Below are 17,948 nucleotides of genomic sequence, written 5' to 3'. Positions count from 1 at the left end.
TCGCGTAAAAAAATACTGCCGTACAAAATGAATTGTACGGCAGTATCAGACGAAATCTGAATCAGCATCCATGCTGCTTGAGAAGCTTATTGATCTTCAGGGTGTTGTCACGCACCTTATTGATGGATACGTCGTGGTTCAGCGTATCAATGATGCTGGCCATGTACTTGCCCATCTTCGCGGTGGAATACCACGGGCGGGAGAGCAGTTCCGGTGTCTGGTAGATCAGGTTAGTGGTGATGACCTTCTTGATCATTCCCTTTTCGTAGTATTCATCAAATTTGGCCAGTCCGTCTGTGAACAGGCCGAAGGTGCAGCAGACATATACGTTGCGGGCACCGCGGTTTTTCAGCTGTGTCGCGACATCGAGCATGCTGCCGCCGGAGGAAATCATATCGTCGATGACGATGCAGTCCTTGCCCTCTACCGAGTCGCCGAGGAATTCGTGGGCGACGATGGGGTTCTTGCCATTGACGATTCGGGAATAATCACGGCGCTTGTAGAACATGCCCATGTCAACTCCGAGCACATTGGAGAAATAGATGGCACGGGACATGGCTCCCTCATCCGGGGAGATAATCATCAGGTGGTCATTTGAAATCTGGATATCCGATTCTGTCTTCAGCAGTGCCTTCAGGAACTGATAGGTCGGGAAGAAATTATCAAAGCCGTGAAGCGGAATGGAGTTCATAACGCGCGGGTCGTGGGCGTCAAAGGTCAGAATATTGGTTACGCCGTAATCCACGAGCTCCTGCAGAGCAAGCGCGCAGTCGAGGGATTCCCTTCCGGTTCTCTTGTGCTGGCGGCCTTCGTACAGGAACGGCATCATGACGCTGATTCTGTGTGCCTTTCCGTTTGCCGCGGCGATGACGCGCTTGAGGTTCTGGAAATGGTCATCGGGGCTCATGTGGTTGATGTTTCCGAACTCGCTGTAGGTGACGCTGTAATTGCATACATCAACGAGGATGAAAAGGTCAACGCCCCGTACGGACTCATTGATGACACCCTTGCCCTCGCCGCTTCCGAAACGGGGAAGGTTCACGTCGATGATGTAATTGTCTGTGGCATATCCATAGGTGTCCTTCTTTGCGGTGTTCTGGGCAGAGATCTCCTGCCGGAACTGGATCAGATACTTGTTGATGGTCTTAGCCATTTCTTCGCATCCGGGCAGAGCGATCAGCTTGAGAGGAGCGACTGCAGATGCATTCACCAGATATTTTGTATTAGCCATGAAAGCCTCCGGTATAATGTTTTTTCACAACGGGATGCCCGGAAATTCGCGTAAAAAACGGCTCCGCTATAGCAGATAATGAATTCGCACGGGCGTACACGACACATATTAGCATTGAAAAAAAGGGGTGTCAATGCCTGCTTCCGCGGTCAAGTTGCTTTTTCAGAGCGGATTTGTTATGATTTGTAGGATGATCGGAGGATGGAAAATGGGAAAGACTGCACATATTATAAGAAAAATCGAACCCGGAAGCATTGCCGAGGAAATGGAAATGGAGCCCGGCGATGAGATTCTGAAGATCAATGGAAACGATATTGAGGATATTTTTGACTACCGGTTTTTGGTGAATGACAGTTATATTGTGGTCCTGCTGAAAAAGAAGAAATCCGGCGAAGAATGGGAACTGGAAATCGAGAAGGATCCGGATGAGGACCTTGGTGTGGAGTTTGAAAACGGGCTGATGGATGACTACAAATCCTGCAGCAACCACTGCGTTTTCTGCTTCATTGACCAGATGCCGAAGGGAATGCGAGATACGCTCTATTTCAAGGATGACGATTCCAGATTGTCCTTCCTTCAGGGCAACTATGTCACGCTGACAAACATGAGCGACAGCGATATAGACCGGATTATCCGCTACCGGATGGAACCCATCAATATTTCGTTTCAGACCACGAATCCGGAACTCCGCAGGAAGATGCTTCACAACCGGTTTGCGGGAGATGTTTTTCCGAAGGTGAAGAGGCTGGCGGACGCCGGGATCGAGATTAACGGGCAGATCGTTCTCTGTAAAGGCCTGAATGACGGGGAGGAGCTGGAACGGACCATCCGGGATCTCACCGGATACCTGCCTGCGCTCCGGAGCCTTTCGGTTGTGCCGGTAGGACTTTCCAGGTTCCGGGACGGTCTGTACCCCCTCGAGCCGTTCAATGGAGATGATGCGGCGAAGGTAATTGACCATATCGAAAGCTGGCAGAAAAAGCTGTACCCTAAGTACGGAGTGCATTTTGTGCATGCGTCGGACGAGTGGTATCTTCTGGCGGGCAGGGACATTCCGGAGGAGGAGCGGTATGACGGCTATCTTCAGCTGGAAAATGGTGTCGGCATGCTGAGGCTTCTGGAGACAGAGGTGAGAGAGGAGCTGCGGGAACGCAGCGGAGATGACAGGACACGGAACCTGACGATTGCGACGGGACAGCTTCCTGCCGATACCATTCGAAAGCTGTGCGGACTGATCCGGGAGAAATATCCGCAGGTCTGCGTCCGGATCGTACCAATCCGGAATGACTTTTTCGGCGAGAGAATCACTGTGTCCGGACTTGTCACAGGGACGGATCTGATTCGTCAGCTGAAGGGAAAAGAACTCGGGGAGGAGCTTTTGATTCCCTGCAATATGCTTCGTTCCGGGGAAAATGTTTTTCTGGATGACATCACGGTTGAACAGGTTATAATGGAACTAAAGGTTCCCGTCACTGTGGTGGATCCGGAGGGAAAGGATTTCTGCCTTGCGGTTCTCGGAGAGACGAAGGGCAGTACACATAGAAGGAGACAGATGTATGAGCAAACCGATCGTAGCAGTTGTGGGACGCCCGAACGTGGGTAAGTCTACATTATTTAATGCTCTTGCAGGAGAGAGAATCTCCATTGTGAAGGATACGCCCGGAGTGACCAGGGACCGGATCTATACCGATGTCAGCTGGCTCTCTCATGAGTTTACGATGATTGATACCGGTGGAATCGAGCCGGACAGCAGCGACGTGATCCTCTCGCAGATGAGAGAACAGGCGATGATCGCCATCGACACCGCTGATGTGATCATTTTTATGACCGACGTCCGTCAGGGACTGACAGACGCGGATTATCAGGTTGCCACCATGCTGCGCAAGAGCCGGAAGCCGATTGTGCTTGCCGTGAATAAGGTGGACAGCTTCAAGGCACAGCAGATGGATGTATATGAGTTCTATAACCTTGGTATAGGAGAACCTTATGCGATTTCTGCGGAAGGAAAGCAGGGACTTGGGGATCTTCTCGATGCGGTGATTTCGAAGTTCCCAGAGGGAGCAGAGGCGCCGGAGGAGGACGAGAATCCCAGAATTGCCGTTGTCGGGAAGCCGAATGTCGGAAAGTCCTCTATAATCAATAAACTACTCGGCGGTAACCGGGTCATTGTATCGGATATCGCAGGCACCACAAGAGATGCGATCGACACGGTTATTTCCCGGAACGGGAAGAATTATACCTTCATTGATACCGCGGGTCTTCGGAGAAAGAGCAAGATAAAGGAGGACCTGGAGCGGTACAGCATCATCCGGACTGTATCTGCGGTGGAGCGCTGTGATATCGCGGTTGTCGTGATCGACGCGACGGAGGGAATCACCGAGCAGGACGCGAAGATTGCCGGAATCGCCCACGAGAGAGGGAAAGGGCTGATTGTCGCGGTGAATAAGTGGGATGCGGTCGAGAAGGATGATAAATCCGTGAAGGAGTTTACGAACAAGGTTAGAAATACCCTCTCCTTTGCCTATTACGCGGAGATTATCTTCATATCCGCCAAAACCGGACAGAGACTTCCGAAGCTCTTTGACACCATCGATGAGATTTTGGATTCGCAGACGCTTCGTGTGCAGACCGGTGTTCTGAATGACATCCTGACCGAAGCTCTTGCCATGCAGCAGCCGCCGTCAGATAAGGGAAGGAGGCTGAAAGTTTTTTATATGACACAGGTAGCGGTGAAGCCGCCGACCTTTGTAATCTTTGTGAATGAGAAGAAACTGATGCATTTCTCTTATCAGAGATATCTGGAGAACCGGGTGCGTGATGCCTTCGGTTTTAAGGGAACCGCGATCCGTTTCATTATCAGGGAGAGACAGGACAAGGAGGAGAACTGAGAGATGCTTGCACGGGCTTGCAGTCTGCTGATCGGATACGGATTTGGTCTGTTTCAGACCTCTTATTTCATCGGAAAAGCAAAGGGCGTGGACATCCGGAAGATGGGGAGCGGCAACGCGGGAACGACTAACGCGCTTCGCACGCTCGGAACGAAAGCCGGTCTCATGACGATGGCCGGGGACGTAATGAAGTGTATTCTTGCTGTTATTCTTACCTGGCTGATTTTCCGCAATTCATACCCGGAGCTCTTCCCGCTTCTCAAGATCTGGACAGCTGCCGGAGTCATCCTCGGACATGACTATCCGTTCTATATGGATTTTCGAGGGGGCAAGGGAATCGCTGCGACGGCGGGAATGGTCATCGCTTTTGGCGACTGGCCGATGATACTGGTGGGTACGGTGCTGTTCTTTTCGATTTTTTTCGCGACTCACTATGTGTCTCTGAGCTCGCTGTCACTGTCTACGGAGTTTCTGGTATTTCTCTGCGTTTTTTGTGCAATGGGAAGATATTCGATGACAACAGCCCGGCTCACGGAGATGTGTGTGCTTACGGCGATCCTCACCGCACTCGCGTATTTCCAGCATCGTGGCAATATCAAGAGGCTTGCGGCCGGGTGCGAAAGGAAGACTTATCTGAGTCATCGCCATCCGTCGGATAAATAATAACGGTGACTCGCGCATTGCAGCGGGGCCGTGGCGGCACGGCAGATATTAGGGAGGTGAATCGATGGCAAAAATCAGTGTGATTGGTTCGGGAAGCTGGGGGACCGCGCTTACCTGGCTTTTATGCAATAATGGTCACGAGCTGACCCTTTGGTCCTACCGCGCGGAAGAAACGGAAATGTATCAAAAGAATCATCAGAACACGGATAAACTTCCGGGTGTGATTCTTCCGGATTCCGTGGAGTATACGACAGATCTCGGGGAGGCCTGTGCCGGAAGGAATCTCATTGTGCTGGCAGTTCCTTCTCCTGCCCTGAGGAATACGGCACACAAGATGAGTGGACTGGTCCGGCCCGGACTGCTGATCGTCAGTGTGGCAAAGGGGATCGAGGAAAATTCTCTGATGACAATGAGCGAGATCATTGAGCAGGAGATTCCGCAGGCGGATGTGGCTGTTCTTTCCGGCCCCAGTCACGCGGAGGAGGTCGGAAGAGGCCTTCCGACGGCTATTGTCGCCGGGGCGCACAGCAGAGAGACCGCGAACCGGGTGCAGTCCGTCTTTATGTCGCCGGTATTCCGGGTGTACACAAGCTCGGACATGAAGGGAATTCAGCTCGGGGCGGCATTGAAGAACGTGATGGCTCTTGCGGCGGGAATTGCGGACGGGCTCGGATACGGGGACAACACAAAGGCGGCGCTGATCACCAGAGGAAGCGCAGAACTTGCAAGGCTTGGAGGCGCGATGGGCATTCACATGAGAACGCTCTACGGTCTGTCCGGAATTGGTGATCTGATCGTAACCTGCGCGAGTCTGCACAGCCGCAATCGGAAGGCGGGCTATCTGATGGGGCAGGGATATACCATGGAAGCCGCGATGAAGGAAGTGCACCAGGTGGTCGAGGGCGTATATTCTGCCAGGGCGGGAAAAATGCTCGCGGAGAAATATCACGTGGATATGCCGATCGTGAATGAGGTGAATGAAGTGCTCTTTCACGGAAAGCCCGCCCGTGACGCCGTAAATGAGCTGATGCAGCGGGACGGAAAAGATGAGATCGAAGAGTGGGACGAATAAGTTATCCTTTAATCAATCCGTCTGTCAGTCAGTCAGAACCGCCCATTCCGTATCAACAAGATCCTGAGGGATGTGAGCGGTGCGAAGCCCTTCATCCATCGCGTCGATTGCGGTCATCTCCGGTTCTGTGAGGGCAAAATCAAAGATGTCCGCGTTTTCCACGATGCGGGAAGGGTGTACGGATTTCGGAATCACTGAGATGCCCCTCTGTATCAGCCACCGGAGACCGGTCTGGGCGGCCGTTTTTCCGTATTTTTCGCCGATCTTGATGAGAATCTCGCGGTCCTTGTATGCGCCGCGCGCGAGCGGCGCATAAGCCTGAACCTGAATACCGTGGCTCTGGCAGTAATTTACGGTTTCGCGCTGACGCCAGAGGGGATGGCATTCTATTTGATTGAGTACCGGAACAACGCCGGTTTCCTGCTCAAGACATTCGAGCTGAGCCGGGGAAAAATTGCTCACGCCGATGGATCGGGCAAGTCCTGATTCCTTCAGGCGGATCAGTTCCCTCCAGGTCTGCCGGGTACATCCCGGAACCGGCCAGTGAATCAGGTATAGATCGATATAAGCGGTTCCGAGCCTGTCCAGCGTCCGCTGGAAGGCACCCGACACGTCTCCGAGCCGCTGGGCGTTGTTCCAGACCTTCGACGTGAGAAAAATCTTCTCTCTCGGAATATCAAGGTCCCGGATGGCATTTCCTAAAAGCTCTTCGTTGCCGTAGACAGAAGCCGTGTCAAACAGACGATAGCCGCAGCGGTAAGCAGCGTCCACGGCGGTGTGCATATCTTTTTCATCCGTTGTCTTGTAAACCCCGAGTCCGAGCAGCGGGATGGAATTCCCGTCGTTCAAGGGGTGAGACGGGATATTTATCTTCTTAAATTCTTTGGTCATAGTCTGATACCTCGCATTAAAACATCTGAAATATTCTGATTTAAAGTCAACTAAAATCTTCCGACTATCTTTTGATACCCGATTTAAGGTCATCTGAAATATCCAGCCTATCGTTTGATATCCCAGGTAAAGCGATTTCGATTGCTCCGGTTATTTTTAAACATCCGGTTCAAAAACCGAAAATGATGATATGACATTGATCACAGCCGCTTGACGAAGCAATGAATGTTATAATAAGCAGAATGCATGAAAAAGTATGGAAATTACGGCCGAAATCATTTAAAATAGAGATGTTACCGGAAACCTGAGATCCGAAAGCGGGGAAAATGCACAGGATCATCGGTTTAATCCCCCGTACAGATGGAAAATATTGCTATTATCATAATACACATTATGGAAAAGTGCAATCATCACCGCGGCGTAAGGACAGGTATGCGCTGTGTTTGCAAAAAAATACAATTTTTTGATACCCTGCGGAAGAATTGTGCAGATTACATTAAAAAGACGTGCCAAAAATGTGCAAGTTTTCGAACTGGAGAACCCCCTGGGGAGGATGGTGGCGGCAACAGACAAAAGCTCCTCCTGTCGGCCGGGACGACTTGTGCATACCTGTACAAAAAAATCCGGATTCAGGAGAAGGTTAATTTTGTGAAAACGTTTTTTTACGTTCACTTTGTACAAAAAACGAGCCCTTTGCCAAATGACTTCTATTGATATTTTCCATGGGTGAGTATATAATCAAGGTGCTTGTGAAAAGAATATCATGCTTGTTTTTTCAGCGATTGATCATTTCAGCGGAGGTCTCTCATGCATATTTTAAGAGATGAAAATGGAAATCTGATTCCTCACGGCGCACATGATCACGATCACCATGATCACGACCATGCGGAAGCCTGCAATGCCGGATGCGGCAGCTGCGAACCGGAAAGCGGGAAGTGCAAGGATCAGACATTTGCTTTATTGAACTATATGGTTCAGCACAACACACAGCACGCCGCGGAAGCGGAGAAGATGGCCGGCGAACTGGAGAAACAGGGACTGGCAGACGTCGCGGCACAGATCAAAGAGGGTGTCACCGAATACCAGAAGGGCAACATGTATCTGAATATCGCTCTGACGCTTTATAAGGAGCACCTGAAGGAAAAGGCCGGAGAGGAGCATTGACGCAGAAGACACAGCAAAGGAGTTGATAGAAATGTGTCTCGCAACCGTATATAAGGAAAGCGACAATACCGTAATCATGGAAAACACCGCACGAATCGATGTGGACGGTGATTTCGTGATTGTAGAAGATATTGTTGGAGAACAGACAAGAATTCAGGGCAGAATCAAGTGGGTGGATCTTGCGGCGAGCAAGGTTATGCTGGTCTGCGACTGATGACAGTTCCCCTGACCGGATGAGCAGGGAACAGGACAGCAGAGCTTTTTTACTGCAGATGCAGATAAGGAAACAGGAGGTGTAATCGCCAATGGCGCATGTGATTGCCGTTGCAGGCAAGGGCGGTGTCGGAAAGACGACACTGACTGCATTATTAATACAGTATCTCTGTAAGAGCGGGAAGGGTCCCGTGCTTGCGGTGGATGCGGATGCAAATTCAAATCTTAACGAAGTTCTCGGAGTCGAGGCACCGCCGACACTCGGAGAGATTCGTGAAGAGATCAATCATGCGGAGGATTTTGGAAGCAAGCTTCCCTCCGGAATGAGCAAGGCGGAGTACGCGCAGTTCCGTTTACAGGGCGCGCTCACAGAGGAGGATGATTTTGACCTCCTGGTCATGGGGCGTACTCAGGGGAAGGGATGCTACTGCTACGTCAACGGACTGCTTCAGACACAGCTTCAGAAGCTTCAGTCGAACTATCCCTACATTGTAGTGGACAATGAGGCGGGACTTGAACATATCAGCAGGGGCATTCTTCCAAGTATGGAGACGGCAATTCTTGTCAGTGACTGCTCCAGAAGAGGCGTTCAGGCTGCCGGAAGGATCAAGGATCTGATTGCAGAGTGTCATCTGAATCCGGAGAGAATCGGACTGATTGTCAACCGTGCTCCGAACGGAAAGCTCAATGAGGGCACAAAAGAGGAAATCGAGAAGCAGGGCCTGGAGCTGCTCGCGGTGGTTCCGGCAGATGATACCGTGTATGAGTTCGATTGCGATGGAAAACCATCTGTTGATCTCCCGGAGGATTCACCGGTAAGAGCTGCTCTGATGGAGGCAGTCAAAAAGCTGGGACTCTGAGATCCGGATGCGGGTAACGTACCGGAGGGGCGTAAGCCGGGTACGTATTTCATTTCGAATGCTGGCACAGGCGATGCAGTGGTTCTGCTGCCTGCGGCAGAGCGGTTCTGTGATGAGGGACCGCAGATAGATTATATTTTTGTTTAATTAACTTAATAAACCATTATACTTTTGAGGAGGACAAAAGCATGGCATTCAGACCGTATACGATCGAAGAACTCGAGGCGGCCACCAACAGATTATTGGAAACTGGCGCAAAAGTAGGAGCGGATTCCTATCAGGCCAGACTGAAGAATCAGACCCCGCACTGCGGATTCGGTGAGAAGGGAATCTGCTGCCGGATCTGCCGCATGGGACCGTGCCGTATCACACCGAAGGCACCTCGCGGAATCTGCGGCTGCGACGCGCATGGAATTGTTGGAAGAAACTTCCTGCGTTTTGTAGCGGGAGGCGCTGCCACCCATTCAGATCACGGACGTTCCATCTGCTACACCCTTTACAATACAAAGCCGGAAGGCCCGTACACCGTGAAGGATCCTGAGAAACTGACCCGTATCGCGAAGGAGTGGGGCGTTGAGACTGAGGGAAAGGATATCTATGACCTCGCTCACGAGGTTGCGTACATGGCAATGGAGGAGTACGGAAAGGTATTCGGCACGCAGAGATGGCTGTCGAGAGCTCCGGAGCACACCAGAGAGCTCTGGCACAAGGCGGAGATTGAGCCGAGAGCAATCGACCGTGAGATTTCCTGCTCCATGCATATGACACATATGGGCAACTCCTCTCTGCCGGAGGCACTGATCCGTCAGTCTCTGAGAGCCGGAATGTCCGACGGATGGGGCGGTTCCATGGCCGGAACCGAGTTCTCCGATGTTCTGTTCGGAACACCGAAGCCGGTTGACACAAGCGCGAACCTTGGCGTAATGGTCGAGGAGAACGTAAATATCGTTGTACACGGACACGATCCGGCACTTTCCGAGCTTGTCTGTGACTATGCGGAAGATCCCGAGATGATCGAGCTCGCCAAGAGCGTCGGCGCAAAGGGAATCACCGTATCCGGCGTGTGCTGCACATCCAATGAGGTTGCGATGCGCCGCGGAATCCCGATGGCAGGAAACTTCCTGCAGCAGGAAAATGTAGTTCTGACCGGAGCCTGCGAGGCGATTGTCGTTGATGTTCAGTGTATCTTCCCGGCACTTGGACCCCTGTCCAAATGCTTCCACACAAAGTTCATCACAACTTCTCCGATTGCCAGAATGCCAGATTCCGATTTCATCGAGTTTGATGTAGACGATGCGGATAAGCAGGCAAAGCTTATCGTTGAGACGGCTGTGAAGAACTTCAAGAACAGAAAACCGGAGCTTGTACATATCCCGCAGCTGAAGACAAAGGCAACCGTCGGATATTCTGTTGAAGCAATCAAGAAACAGCTCAACGTGGTTACAAACTCTCAGGTGGACGAGCTGGATACGCTTCAGCCGCTGGTTGACTGCATCACATCCGGTGTTATCCGCGGATGCGTTGCGATGGTCGGCTGCAATAACCCGCGGGTTCGTCCGGATACCGCTCACATCGGTCTGATGAAGAAGCTGATCGAGAACGATATTCTGATTGTCGCATCCGGATGTTCGGCACAGGCAGCTGCAAGAGTCGGACTCATGGATAAGGAGGCAAAGGAGATCTGCGGAACCGGTCTGAAAACCGTTTGTGAACTCGCAGATATCCCGCCGGTTCTTCATATGGGATCCTGCGTAGATATCAGCCGTATGTGCGTATTGGTATCGGATCTGGCAAAACAGGCTGGCTGCAATATTTCTCAGCTTCCTGTTGTCGGCTGCGCTCCGGAATGGATGTCCGAAAAGGCGGTATCCATCGGAAACTATGTGGTTGCTACCGGAATTGATACCTTCCTTGGAGTTGAACCTGGAGTATCCGGATCGGATCAGATCACCGACCTTCTTACCGGTGGAATCCGCGACTGGGTTGAGGCTGCATATACCTTCGAGCCGGATATCGATAAGCTCGGTGACGAGATGATCGAGAGAATCGAGGAGAAGAGAAAAGCACTCGGAATCTGATCAAAAGCCGCACAGACAGATTTACAAATGCAGGCCGGCGCACCCGGATGCGGGACGCCATAGAAAAGTATCAGCTGCGGATCGCTTCGTGACCTGCACCTTCGCAGGTTCCGGGGCTGTCCGCCGCTGTTTCCGGCTGCCTTTGCGCAGATTATCCGTGTGATAAGAACGGGAGCGGCCGGAATTATTCAGCAGAGTTGGAGGCTTTATTAATGAAGATAGCGATCACCGGAAAAGGCGGCGTCGGCAAGACCACGTTTGCGGCAACACTGGCCAGGATGTATGCGGATCAGGGCAATGGGGTGCTTGCGGTGGATGTGGATCCGGACGCAAACCTTGGACTGGCGCTCGGTTTTTCAGAAGACGAACTCGACCAGATCGTTCCGATCACAAAGATGCGTGAGCTGATTAATGAGAGGACTGATCTGGACGAGATTACGAATATGTACAAGCTGAATCCGAAGGTTGATGATCTTCCGGATAAGTTTGCAAGAGAGAAGAACGGCGTGAAGCTTCTTCTTCTCGGAACCGTAGATACAGCGGGCCGCGGATGCGTCTGCCCGGAGCACGTGCTGCTCCGAAGACTGATTCATCATCTGATGCTTCGCAGCAACGATGTGGTGATCATGGATATGGAGGCAGGACTGGAGCATCTCGCAAGAGGAACCACAAAGGGAATGGACCAGTTCATTGTCGTGATCGAACCGGGGGCGAGGAGCATTCAGACATACAAAAATGTAAAACGGCTTGCCGCTCAGCTTGGCATCAACGATGTCAATGTGGTGGCAAATAAGATCCGTGACGAGAAGGATGAAGAATTTATCCGATCCCGGATACCGGAGGAAAATATCCTCGGATTCATACACTATAATACGGATATCATGGATGCCGACAGGCAGGGCTGTTCACCGTATGATTACAGCAGGCAGCTCCTTGAAGAAGTTAGTTCTATTAAAGCAAAAATAGATCAAATAAAAAACGCGGAGGTAGAAAAATGACTTTATTTGATGTGATTTTTCAGGGAAATGATGCAGTTTACGGACTGACAGAAAAGGCCGTAGACGATGCCATCGCAAAGTATGGCGCAGACAAAAAGGTAGGCTTTCCGGGGACTGCATACAGCATTCCGTGCTATTATGCTGTTACAGGAACCAAGGTCAGCACACTTGGCGAGCTGAAAGATGCGCTTGCGGTTGTCAAGACACTTATGACAAGAGAGGCAAAGCTGAATGACGCTCTGATGTCCGGTGTAGCAACGGCTCTTCTTGCGGAGTTCATCGAGGTTCTCAAGTATATTGATAACGATACGCCGTATGAGGCTCCTTACACAGGTCATCTGCCGGATCCGGTTATCCGTGAGCTCGGTGTTCCGCTTGTTACCGGAGATATTCCGGGCGTTCCGGTTATCATCGGTGAGGCTCCGACAGCAGAAGAGGGCGCAGCCCTTGTTAAATCCTATCAGGAGCAGGGACAGCTCGTTACACTGGTCGGCGGCATCATTGATCAGTGCGCGCAGCAGAAGGTTAAGATGGGCGCTAATGTCCGTGTAATCCCGCTTGGCAAGGATATCACAGCTGTTGCACATGTCGTTTCTGTCGCGATCCGTGCGGCACTGATCTTTGGCAACATCAAACCGGGTGACGCCGCAGGACTCATGGCATATACCAAGGAGCGTGTTCCGGCATTTGTCAATGCTTTTGCTCCTCTGAACGAAGTTATCGTGGCAGCCGGAGCCGGCGCGATCGCGCTTGGATTCCCGGTTATCACGAACGAGGATACCTTCGCGGTTCCGGAATGCCTGATTCCGAAGGTTCCGGTAGAAAAGATGAATGCTGCTTCCCTGGAAGCGAGAAACATCAAGATCAAGATCACAAAGGTAGATATTCCGGTTTCCTTCGGCTCCGCGTTCGAAGGTGAAATCGTACGCCGCGGTGACATGCAGGTTGAGTTTGACGGTTCCCGTGTGGATTGCTGCGAGCTCGTACATATGAAGGACCCGTCAGAGGTTGAGGATCACTCCTTCGAGCTGATCGGACCGGACTTCGATGAATTCCCGGTCGGCAGCAAGCAGTCTATCGCCTATGTGGTTGAGGTTGCCGGAAAGAACATGCAGGCAGACTTCGAGCCGGTATTCGAGCGTAAGTTCCATTCTTACCTCAACTGCATCGAGGGTCTGATGCACACCGGTCAGCGTGATATGATCCGTATCCGTATCAGTAAGGATACCTTCAATGCCGGCTTCCGCGCAAAGGATCTTGCAGAGGTTCTGTACACCCAGATCAAGAACGAATTTGCCGCTGTTGTAGACAAATGTCAGGTAAAGATTTACACCAAGCCGGAGGACTGCACAAGAATCCGTCATGAGATTGCCATTCCGATGTTTGACAAGCGTGACGAGAGACTGTCGAGCATGACCGATGAGGCAGTTGATGTATATTACAGCTGCATCATGTGTCAGGCATTCTCTCCGAGCCATGTATGTATCGTAACTCCGGAGCGTCTCGGACTGTGCGGAGCCGTATCCTGGTTCGATGCAAAGGCAACGCATGAGCTGGATCCGAACGGACCCTGCCAGGTTGTTACAAAGGAGCGCCCGATCGATGAGAGAATCGGTGAGTATGAGGATGTAAACGAGGCAGTCAAGAAGTTCTCCCAGGGTGCGCTTGATGATGTATCTCTGTATTCCATCATGGAGAAGCCGATGACATCCTGCGGATGCTTCGAGTGTATCTGCGGTATTGAGCCGTTCTCCAACGGTGTCTGCATCGCAAACCGTGAGTATGCAGGTCAGACTCCTCTCGGAATGACATTCTCAGAGCTCGCTTCCATGACAGGCGGCGGTGTTCAGACACCGGGCTTCATGGGACATGGCAAGCATTTCATCGCATCCAAGAAGTTCATGAAGGCAGAAGGCGGAATTGCCAGAATCGTATGGATGCCGAAGGATCTGAAGGATCAGGTTGCGGATGCTGTCAATAAGACCGCGAAGGAACTGTACGGAATCGACAACTTCTGTGATATGATTGCGGATGAAACCGTTACGACCGATCCTGAGGAGCTGGTTGCATGGCTGACCGAGAAGGGACATCCGGCACTCAGCATGGATCCGATGATGTAATTCGTTGATCAGGCTGGTCGGAAAAGGCGTTTATGGGGACGCCTTTTCCGGCAGGCTTTTTTACGCGAACAGTGAGCCGCAGCCGAATGCGAAGTATTCGTGTGCGGCGAGCGTCGCGATAGCGAGATAAAACTCGCGCAGCGTGTTTTATCTCGTTGTGGTATTTCACCTGTCAGGATGGAATATTGATGTATTTTTTGGTATGATAGAAGGGTAACAATTCCGGCATCGCAGAAGCTGCCTGTGTATTTTTGCGGACAGATAACCTGGCGGAGCCGGCAGAAGTTTAAGATTGTTATACTATTTTTACTCGCTTAGGAGGAACAAGAGAAATGCCGTTTAACCGTAAAGCACACAAATTCAATGCCTCTATTAATGAGGTTGAAATCGGAACAGGCGACAAGGCGATCAAGCTCGGAGGGGAGAATACATTTCCTTTCTACAGCTTTGACGGGTCGCTCGGCTCCGGCCCGAAGATCGGCGTTGAGATCACAGATCTTGGCCTTGACGGAGAGCCGGATGGCGTAAAGGCTTATTACGCGGGATGCAATACCATCGGCGAAATCGCCAAGAAGGCAGCACAGATGCCCGGCGGAGATTTTGTCGTACTTCGTTTGGCTGGCGGAGATCCGAACGGAGCAAACAAATCAGTGGATGATCTGGTAGCGGTTGCAAAGGAAGTCGCCGATGCCATCGACACTCCGCTGGTTGTGGAAGGCTGCAAGAACGTTGAGAAGGATGCGGATCTTCTCGCGAAGGTTGCGGGAGCCCTTCAGGGAAAGAATATTCTGGTAATGTCAGCGAAGGAAGAGAACTACAAGGCAATCGGCGCAGCTGCGGGCCTTGCTTACGGTCAGAAGGTCGGAGCAGAATCCGCGGTTGATATCAACCTTGCAAAACAGCTGAACGTAGTAATGACGCAGCTCGGCGTTCCGGCATCCAGTATCGTGATGAATACCGGTTCCGCAGCGGTCGGATACGGCTTTGATTACACGATTTCCACATTTGACCGTGTACGTGCGGCGGCACTCGGACAGGATGACAAGATGCTTCAGATGCCGATCATCACACCGGTTGCTTCCGAGACATGGGCAGTGAAGGAATCTACGGCTGCAGAGGAAGATGCTGATGAAGGATGGGGACCGGTTGAGGCCCGCGGAATTTCCATGGAGGTTCAGACCGCGACAGCCTGCCTTGTTTCCGGTTCTGATGCTGTAATTTTGAAACATCCGGAATCTGTTAAAACAATTTCCAGGTTAATCAAGGAATTAGTCTAAGAGAGCAGAGGAGGATAAAGAATTATGGCATTAAGTGGTATTCAGATTTTCAAACTGACCCCGAAGAAAAACTGTAAGGAATGCGGATGCCCGACATGTATGGCATTCTCCATGAAGGTAGCGCAGGGCGCAAAGCAGATCAGTGAGTGCCCGCATATGTCTGCAGAGGCTCTGGAGCAGCTCTCTGAGGCAACTGCTCCGCCGATGAAGACGATTAAGGTAGGAGCGGGAGACAGCGAGCATACGCTCGGCGGAGAGACGGTTCTGTACAGACATGAGAAGACCTTCGTAAATAAGACTGTTTACGCGGCAAACATCTGCACCTGCATGGATGACGCGGAGATCGATGCAAAGCTCGCACAGGTTCCTTCTGTAGACTACGACCGTATCAACGAGCGTATGTATACAGAGATGATCAATGTAAACTTCGGTAAGGATACGACACCGGAAAGATTCGCTGAGGTGGCAAAGAAGGCTGCAGCGGTTCGCCCGGTTATCCTTTCCGTAAAGGATGAGGCAGCGGCAAAGGCTGCACTGGATGCGGTTAAGGATACCAAGCCTGTGCTTGACGGAGCGGACGCTTCCAACTACGAGGCATTCAACAAGCTTGCGACCGATGCCGGTGTTGTGCTTGGCGTCAGCGGTACAAGCATCGACGAGCTCTATGATACCGTTCAGAAGCTCGAGAAGCTTGGCAATAAGAACCTGATTCTCGATGTGACAATGGATTCGATCAAGGCTACCTTTGAGGCGGCTGTTATTATCAGACGTGCGGCACTGGCAGACGGAGACCGCAGCTTCGGATATCCGTCCATTGTAAAGGTCAACAAGCTGACCGATGACAGAGAGCTTCAGCAGTCCCTCGTTGCTCTGTTCACACTGAAATACGGCTCCATCGTCGTTGTGGACACCATGGATTATGCTATGGCCCTTCCGCTTTACGGACTGCGCCAGAACCTGTTCACTGATCCGCAGAAGCCGATGAAGGTCGCACCGGGAATCTATCCGATCAACGGAGCAGATGAGAACTCTGTATGCCTGACGACCGTTGACTTCGCTCTTACGTACTTCCTTGTATCCGGTGAGCTGGAGAGATCCGGAGTACCCTGCAATCTGATTATTTCCGATGCCGGCGGACTTTCCGTACTGACATCCTGGGCTGCAGGAAAGCTCTCCGCAACCTCCATCTCCAAGTACGTTCAGGAGAACGTCGAGGGCAAGATCAAGAACCGTACCCTTATCATTCCTGGTAAGGTAGCTGTTCTGAAGGGAGATCTTGAGAACAAGCTTCCGGGCTGGAAGATTGTAGTGGCTCCTCTTGAGGCAGTTCAGCTTGTGAAGTTCCTGAAGGATATGAAAGCAAACGGAGAGATCTGATCTCTTCGGGCAGGACGGACAGCAGTGATGCTGCCCGTCCCGCGGCAAAATCTATATAAAAGTATAAAGGAGACAAAAACATGGCAAAATTCGTTACAATCGGTGAACGTATCCATTGCATTTCCCCGGCAATCCGCAGAGCTATGGACAACAAGGAGCCGGAGGCTATTCTGAAGCGTGCAAAGGAGCAGATTGACGCAGGCGCTACGTATCTTGACGTTAACATCGGACCTGCTGAGAGCAACGGACCGGAGCTTATGAAATGGGCGGTTGAGCTTATTCAGAGCAATTTTGATAACGTTCCGCTTGCGCTGGATACCTCCAACAAAGCAGCGATTGAAGCGGGAATTTCTGTTTACAACCGTTCCAAGGGCAAACCGATCGTGAACTCCGCGGACGCAGGAGACCGCATGAGCAACATCGATCTTGCAGCGGCAAATGATGCAATTGTTATCGCGCTTTGCTCCAACGGACCGATCGCTGCCGATAACGATGAGCGTATGATGCATTGCCAGAATATGCTTGAGCACGGCATGGAGCTCGGAATGGAAGCTGAGGACCTCTGGTTTGATCCGCTGTTCGTCGTTGTAAAGGGAATGCAGGACAAGCAGATGGAGGTTCTGGAGTGCATCAAGATGTTCTCCGATATGGGACTGAATTCTACCGGCGGTCTTTCCAACAACTCCAACGGAATGCCGAAGAACATTCGCCCGATCATGGATTCCGCACTTGTTGCCATGGCAATGATGCAGGGTCTTACCTCTGCAATTGTGAATCCGTGCGATCAGAGACTGATGGAGACAATCAAGTCCTGCGATGTATTCAAAGGCAACACACTGTATGCAGATTCCTATCTGGAGCTGTAATCACAGAGGATGGAAAAACAGGCTCCGGGAAGAATACTTCCCGGAGTCTGTTGCTGTATAAGGCTGTCGTCAGGCGGGCGGTTTCTGGGCATGCGAAGCAGAACAGCGGCGCAGGGACATATATAGCTTGTGACGCTTTTTATCGTATGCAGCGCGTGTAAGGATACCTCATGCTATTCGGTCTGCGATTGATAACACACAGGCTGTTTTATCATATGCAGCGCGTGAAATGATACAGATTGGTAACCAG

15 protein-coding genes are annotated in these 17,948 nt (G+C 51.4%); 13 read left to right on the top strand and 2 right to left on the bottom strand.

From position 1 onward, the window contains the following. Nucleotides 1-61: 61 nt before the first annotated feature. Nucleotides 62-1,231: a ribose-phosphate pyrophosphokinase gene (locus tag ACTQ3A_RS01550; protein ID WP_441474790.1), complete on the bottom strand. Its 1,170-nt coding sequence runs from the start codon at nucleotides 1,229-1,231 to the stop codon at nucleotides 62-64. A gap of 208 nt (nucleotides 1,232-1,439) precedes the next feature. Between ACTQ3A_RS01550 and ACTQ3A_RS01545 the strand changes: the two genes are divergently transcribed. From ACTQ3A_RS01545 to ACTQ3A_RS01530, 4 genes are all read left to right on the top strand, one after another. Further along, nucleotides 1,440-2,834, top strand: coding sequence for a DUF512 domain-containing protein (locus tag ACTQ3A_RS01545; protein WP_441493951.1), 1,395 nt, complete (start codon nucleotides 1,440-1,442; stop codon nucleotides 2,832-2,834). After that, nucleotides 2,788-4,119: a ribosome biogenesis GTPase Der gene (gene der / locus ACTQ3A_RS01540; RefSeq protein ID WP_441474788.1), complete on the top strand. Its 1,332-nt coding sequence runs from the start codon at nucleotides 2,788-2,790 to the stop codon at nucleotides 4,117-4,119. The genes ACTQ3A_RS01545 and der overlap by 47 nt, the downstream gene beginning before the upstream one ends. A 3-nt stretch (nucleotides 4,120-4,122) precedes the next feature. Continuing rightward, nucleotides 4,123-4,782 carry a glycerol-3-phosphate acyltransferase gene (locus ACTQ3A_RS01535; RefSeq protein ID WP_441099195.1) on the top strand — a complete coding sequence of 220 codons (660 nt, stop codon included), beginning with the start codon at nucleotides 4,123-4,125 and terminating at the stop codon, nucleotides 4,780-4,782. Between the two features lie 64 nt (nucleotides 4,783-4,846). Continuing rightward, nucleotides 4,847-5,854, top strand: a complete 1,008-nt coding sequence (locus ACTQ3A_RS01530) for an NAD(P)H-dependent glycerol-3-phosphate dehydrogenase (protein ID WP_441099194.1) — start codon at nucleotides 4,847-4,849, stop codon at nucleotides 5,852-5,854. Nucleotides 5,855-5,878: 24 nt separating this feature from the next. Here the strand turns inward: ACTQ3A_RS01530 and ACTQ3A_RS01525 are convergent, their stop codons facing one another. Next, nucleotides 5,879-6,745: an aldo/keto reductase gene (locus tag ACTQ3A_RS01525; protein ID WP_441493950.1), complete on the bottom strand. Its 867-nt coding sequence runs from the start codon at nucleotides 6,743-6,745 to the stop codon at nucleotides 5,879-5,881. 807 nt (nucleotides 6,746-7,552) lie between these two features. Between ACTQ3A_RS01525 and ACTQ3A_RS01520 the strand changes: the two genes are divergently transcribed. The 9 genes from ACTQ3A_RS01520 to acsE all read left to right on the top strand — a co-directional run bounded on the left by ACTQ3A_RS01520 (nucleotide 7,553) and on the right by acsE (nucleotide 17,698). After that, the gene (locus ACTQ3A_RS01520) at nucleotides 7,553-7,909 is read left to right on the top strand and encodes a cobalt transporter (RefSeq protein WP_441474784.1); all 357 of its coding nucleotides are present in this window, start codon (nucleotides 7,553-7,555) and stop codon (nucleotides 7,907-7,909) included. 31 nt (nucleotides 7,910-7,940) lie between these two features. Beyond that, nucleotides 7,941-8,123 carry a CooT family nickel-binding protein gene (locus ACTQ3A_RS01515; RefSeq protein WP_441099191.1) on the top strand — a complete coding sequence of 61 codons (183 nt, stop codon included), beginning with the start codon at nucleotides 7,941-7,943 and terminating at the stop codon, nucleotides 8,121-8,123. Between the two features lie 91 nt (nucleotides 8,124-8,214). Beyond that, the gene (locus tag ACTQ3A_RS01510; RefSeq protein WP_441099190.1) at nucleotides 8,215-8,982 is read left to right on the top strand and encodes a nucleotide-binding protein; all 768 of its coding nucleotides are present in this window, start codon (nucleotides 8,215-8,217) and stop codon (nucleotides 8,980-8,982) included. Nucleotides 8,983-9,170: 188 nt separating this feature from the next. Further along, the gene (cooS, locus tag ACTQ3A_RS01505) at nucleotides 9,171-11,060 is read left to right on the top strand and encodes an anaerobic carbon-monoxide dehydrogenase catalytic subunit (RefSeq protein WP_441099189.1); all 1,890 of its coding nucleotides are present in this window, start codon (nucleotides 9,171-9,173) and stop codon (nucleotides 11,058-11,060) included. A gap of 212 nt (nucleotides 11,061-11,272) precedes the next feature. Continuing rightward, entirely contained in the window at nucleotides 11,273-12,058 is a 786-nt protein-coding gene (locus ACTQ3A_RS01500) for a nucleotide-binding protein (RefSeq protein ID WP_441493949.1), read from the top strand. Further along, nucleotides 12,055-14,178, top strand: a complete 2,124-nt coding sequence (gene acsB / locus ACTQ3A_RS01495; RefSeq protein WP_441485894.1) for an acetyl-CoA decarbonylase/synthase complex subunit alpha/beta — start codon at nucleotides 12,055-12,057, stop codon at nucleotides 14,176-14,178. Before ACTQ3A_RS01500 ends, acsB begins: the two co-directional genes overlap by 4 nt. A gap of 332 nt (nucleotides 14,179-14,510) precedes the next feature. Then, a complete protein-coding gene (acsD, locus tag ACTQ3A_RS01490) occupies nucleotides 14,511-15,455 on the top strand; it encodes an acetyl-CoA decarbonylase/synthase complex subunit delta (RefSeq protein WP_441099186.1) in 945 nt (314 codons plus the stop codon). Between the two features lie 24 nt (nucleotides 15,456-15,479). After that, on the top strand, nucleotides 15,480-16,832 hold the full coding sequence (acsC, locus tag ACTQ3A_RS01485) for an acetyl-CoA decarbonylase/synthase complex subunit gamma (protein WP_441493948.1): 1,353 nt from the start codon (nucleotides 15,480-15,482) through the stop codon (nucleotides 16,830-16,832). An 80-nt stretch (nucleotides 16,833-16,912) separates the two neighbouring features. Beyond that, nucleotides 16,913-17,698, top strand: a complete 786-nt coding sequence (gene acsE, locus ACTQ3A_RS01480) for a carbon monoxide dehydrogenase/acetyl-CoA synthase methytransferase subunit (protein ID WP_441099184.1) — start codon at nucleotides 16,913-16,915, stop codon at nucleotides 17,696-17,698. Nucleotides 17,699-17,948 lie beyond the last annotated feature (250 nt).

The organism is Bilifractor sp. LCP21S3_F8 (assembly GCF_052117805.1).
In the GTDB taxonomy this organism is placed as follows: Bacteria; Bacillota; Clostridia; order Lachnospirales; family Lachnospiraceae; genus Bilifractor.
Note: the sequence above shows the minus strand (reverse complement) of the source record. Positions and strands in the feature narration are given on the sequence as shown.

What these genes read in the sequence shown, in the direction of transcription:
- ACTQ3A_RS01530 (WP_441099194.1), top strand. Translation starts at nt 4,847, where the DNA reads ATGGCAAAAATCAGTGTGATTGGTTCGGGAAGCTGGGGGACCGCGCTT.
- ACTQ3A_RS01525 (WP_441493950.1), bottom strand. Translation starts at nt 6,745, where the DNA reads ATGACCAAAGAATTTAAGAAGATAAATATCCCGTCTCACCCCTTGAAC.
- ACTQ3A_RS01515 (WP_441099191.1), top strand. Translation starts at nt 7,941, where the DNA reads ATGTGTCTCGCAACCGTATATAAGGAAAGCGACAATACCGTAATCATG.
- acsB (WP_441485894.1), top strand. Translation starts at nt 12,055, where the DNA reads ATGACTTTATTTGATGTGATTTTTCAGGGAAATGATGCAGTTTACGGA.
- cooS (WP_441099189.1), top strand. Translation starts at nt 9,171, where the DNA reads ATGGCATTCAGACCGTATACGATCGAAGAACTCGAGGCGGCCACCAAC.
- ACTQ3A_RS01535 (WP_441099195.1), top strand. Translation starts at nt 4,123, where the DNA reads ATGCTTGCACGGGCTTGCAGTCTGCTGATCGGATACGGATTTGGTCTG.
- der (WP_441474788.1), top strand. Translation starts at nt 2,788, where the DNA reads ATGAGCAAACCGATCGTAGCAGTTGTGGGACGCCCGAACGTGGGTAAG.
- acsD (WP_441099186.1), top strand. Translation starts at nt 14,511, where the DNA reads ATGCCGTTTAACCGTAAAGCACACAAATTCAATGCCTCTATTAATGAG.
- ACTQ3A_RS01545 (WP_441493951.1), top strand. Translation starts at nt 1,440, where the DNA reads ATGGGAAAGACTGCACATATTATAAGAAAAATCGAACCCGGAAGCATT.
- ACTQ3A_RS01520 (WP_441474784.1), top strand. Translation starts at nt 7,553, where the DNA reads ATGCATATTTTAAGAGATGAAAATGGAAATCTGATTCCTCACGGCGCA.
- acsE (WP_441099184.1), top strand. Translation starts at nt 16,913, where the DNA reads ATGGCAAAATTCGTTACAATCGGTGAACGTATCCATTGCATTTCCCCG.
- acsC (WP_441493948.1), top strand. Translation starts at nt 15,480, where the DNA reads ATGGCATTAAGTGGTATTCAGATTTTCAAACTGACCCCGAAGAAAAAC.
- ACTQ3A_RS01500 (WP_441493949.1), top strand. Translation starts at nt 11,273, where the DNA reads ATGAAGATAGCGATCACCGGAAAAGGCGGCGTCGGCAAGACCACGTTT.
- ACTQ3A_RS01550 (WP_441474790.1), bottom strand. Translation starts at nt 1,231, where the DNA reads ATGGCTAATACAAAATATCTGGTGAATGCATCTGCAGTCGCTCCTCTC.
- ACTQ3A_RS01510 (WP_441099190.1), top strand. Translation starts at nt 8,215, where the DNA reads ATGGCGCATGTGATTGCCGTTGCAGGCAAGGGCGGTGTCGGAAAGACG.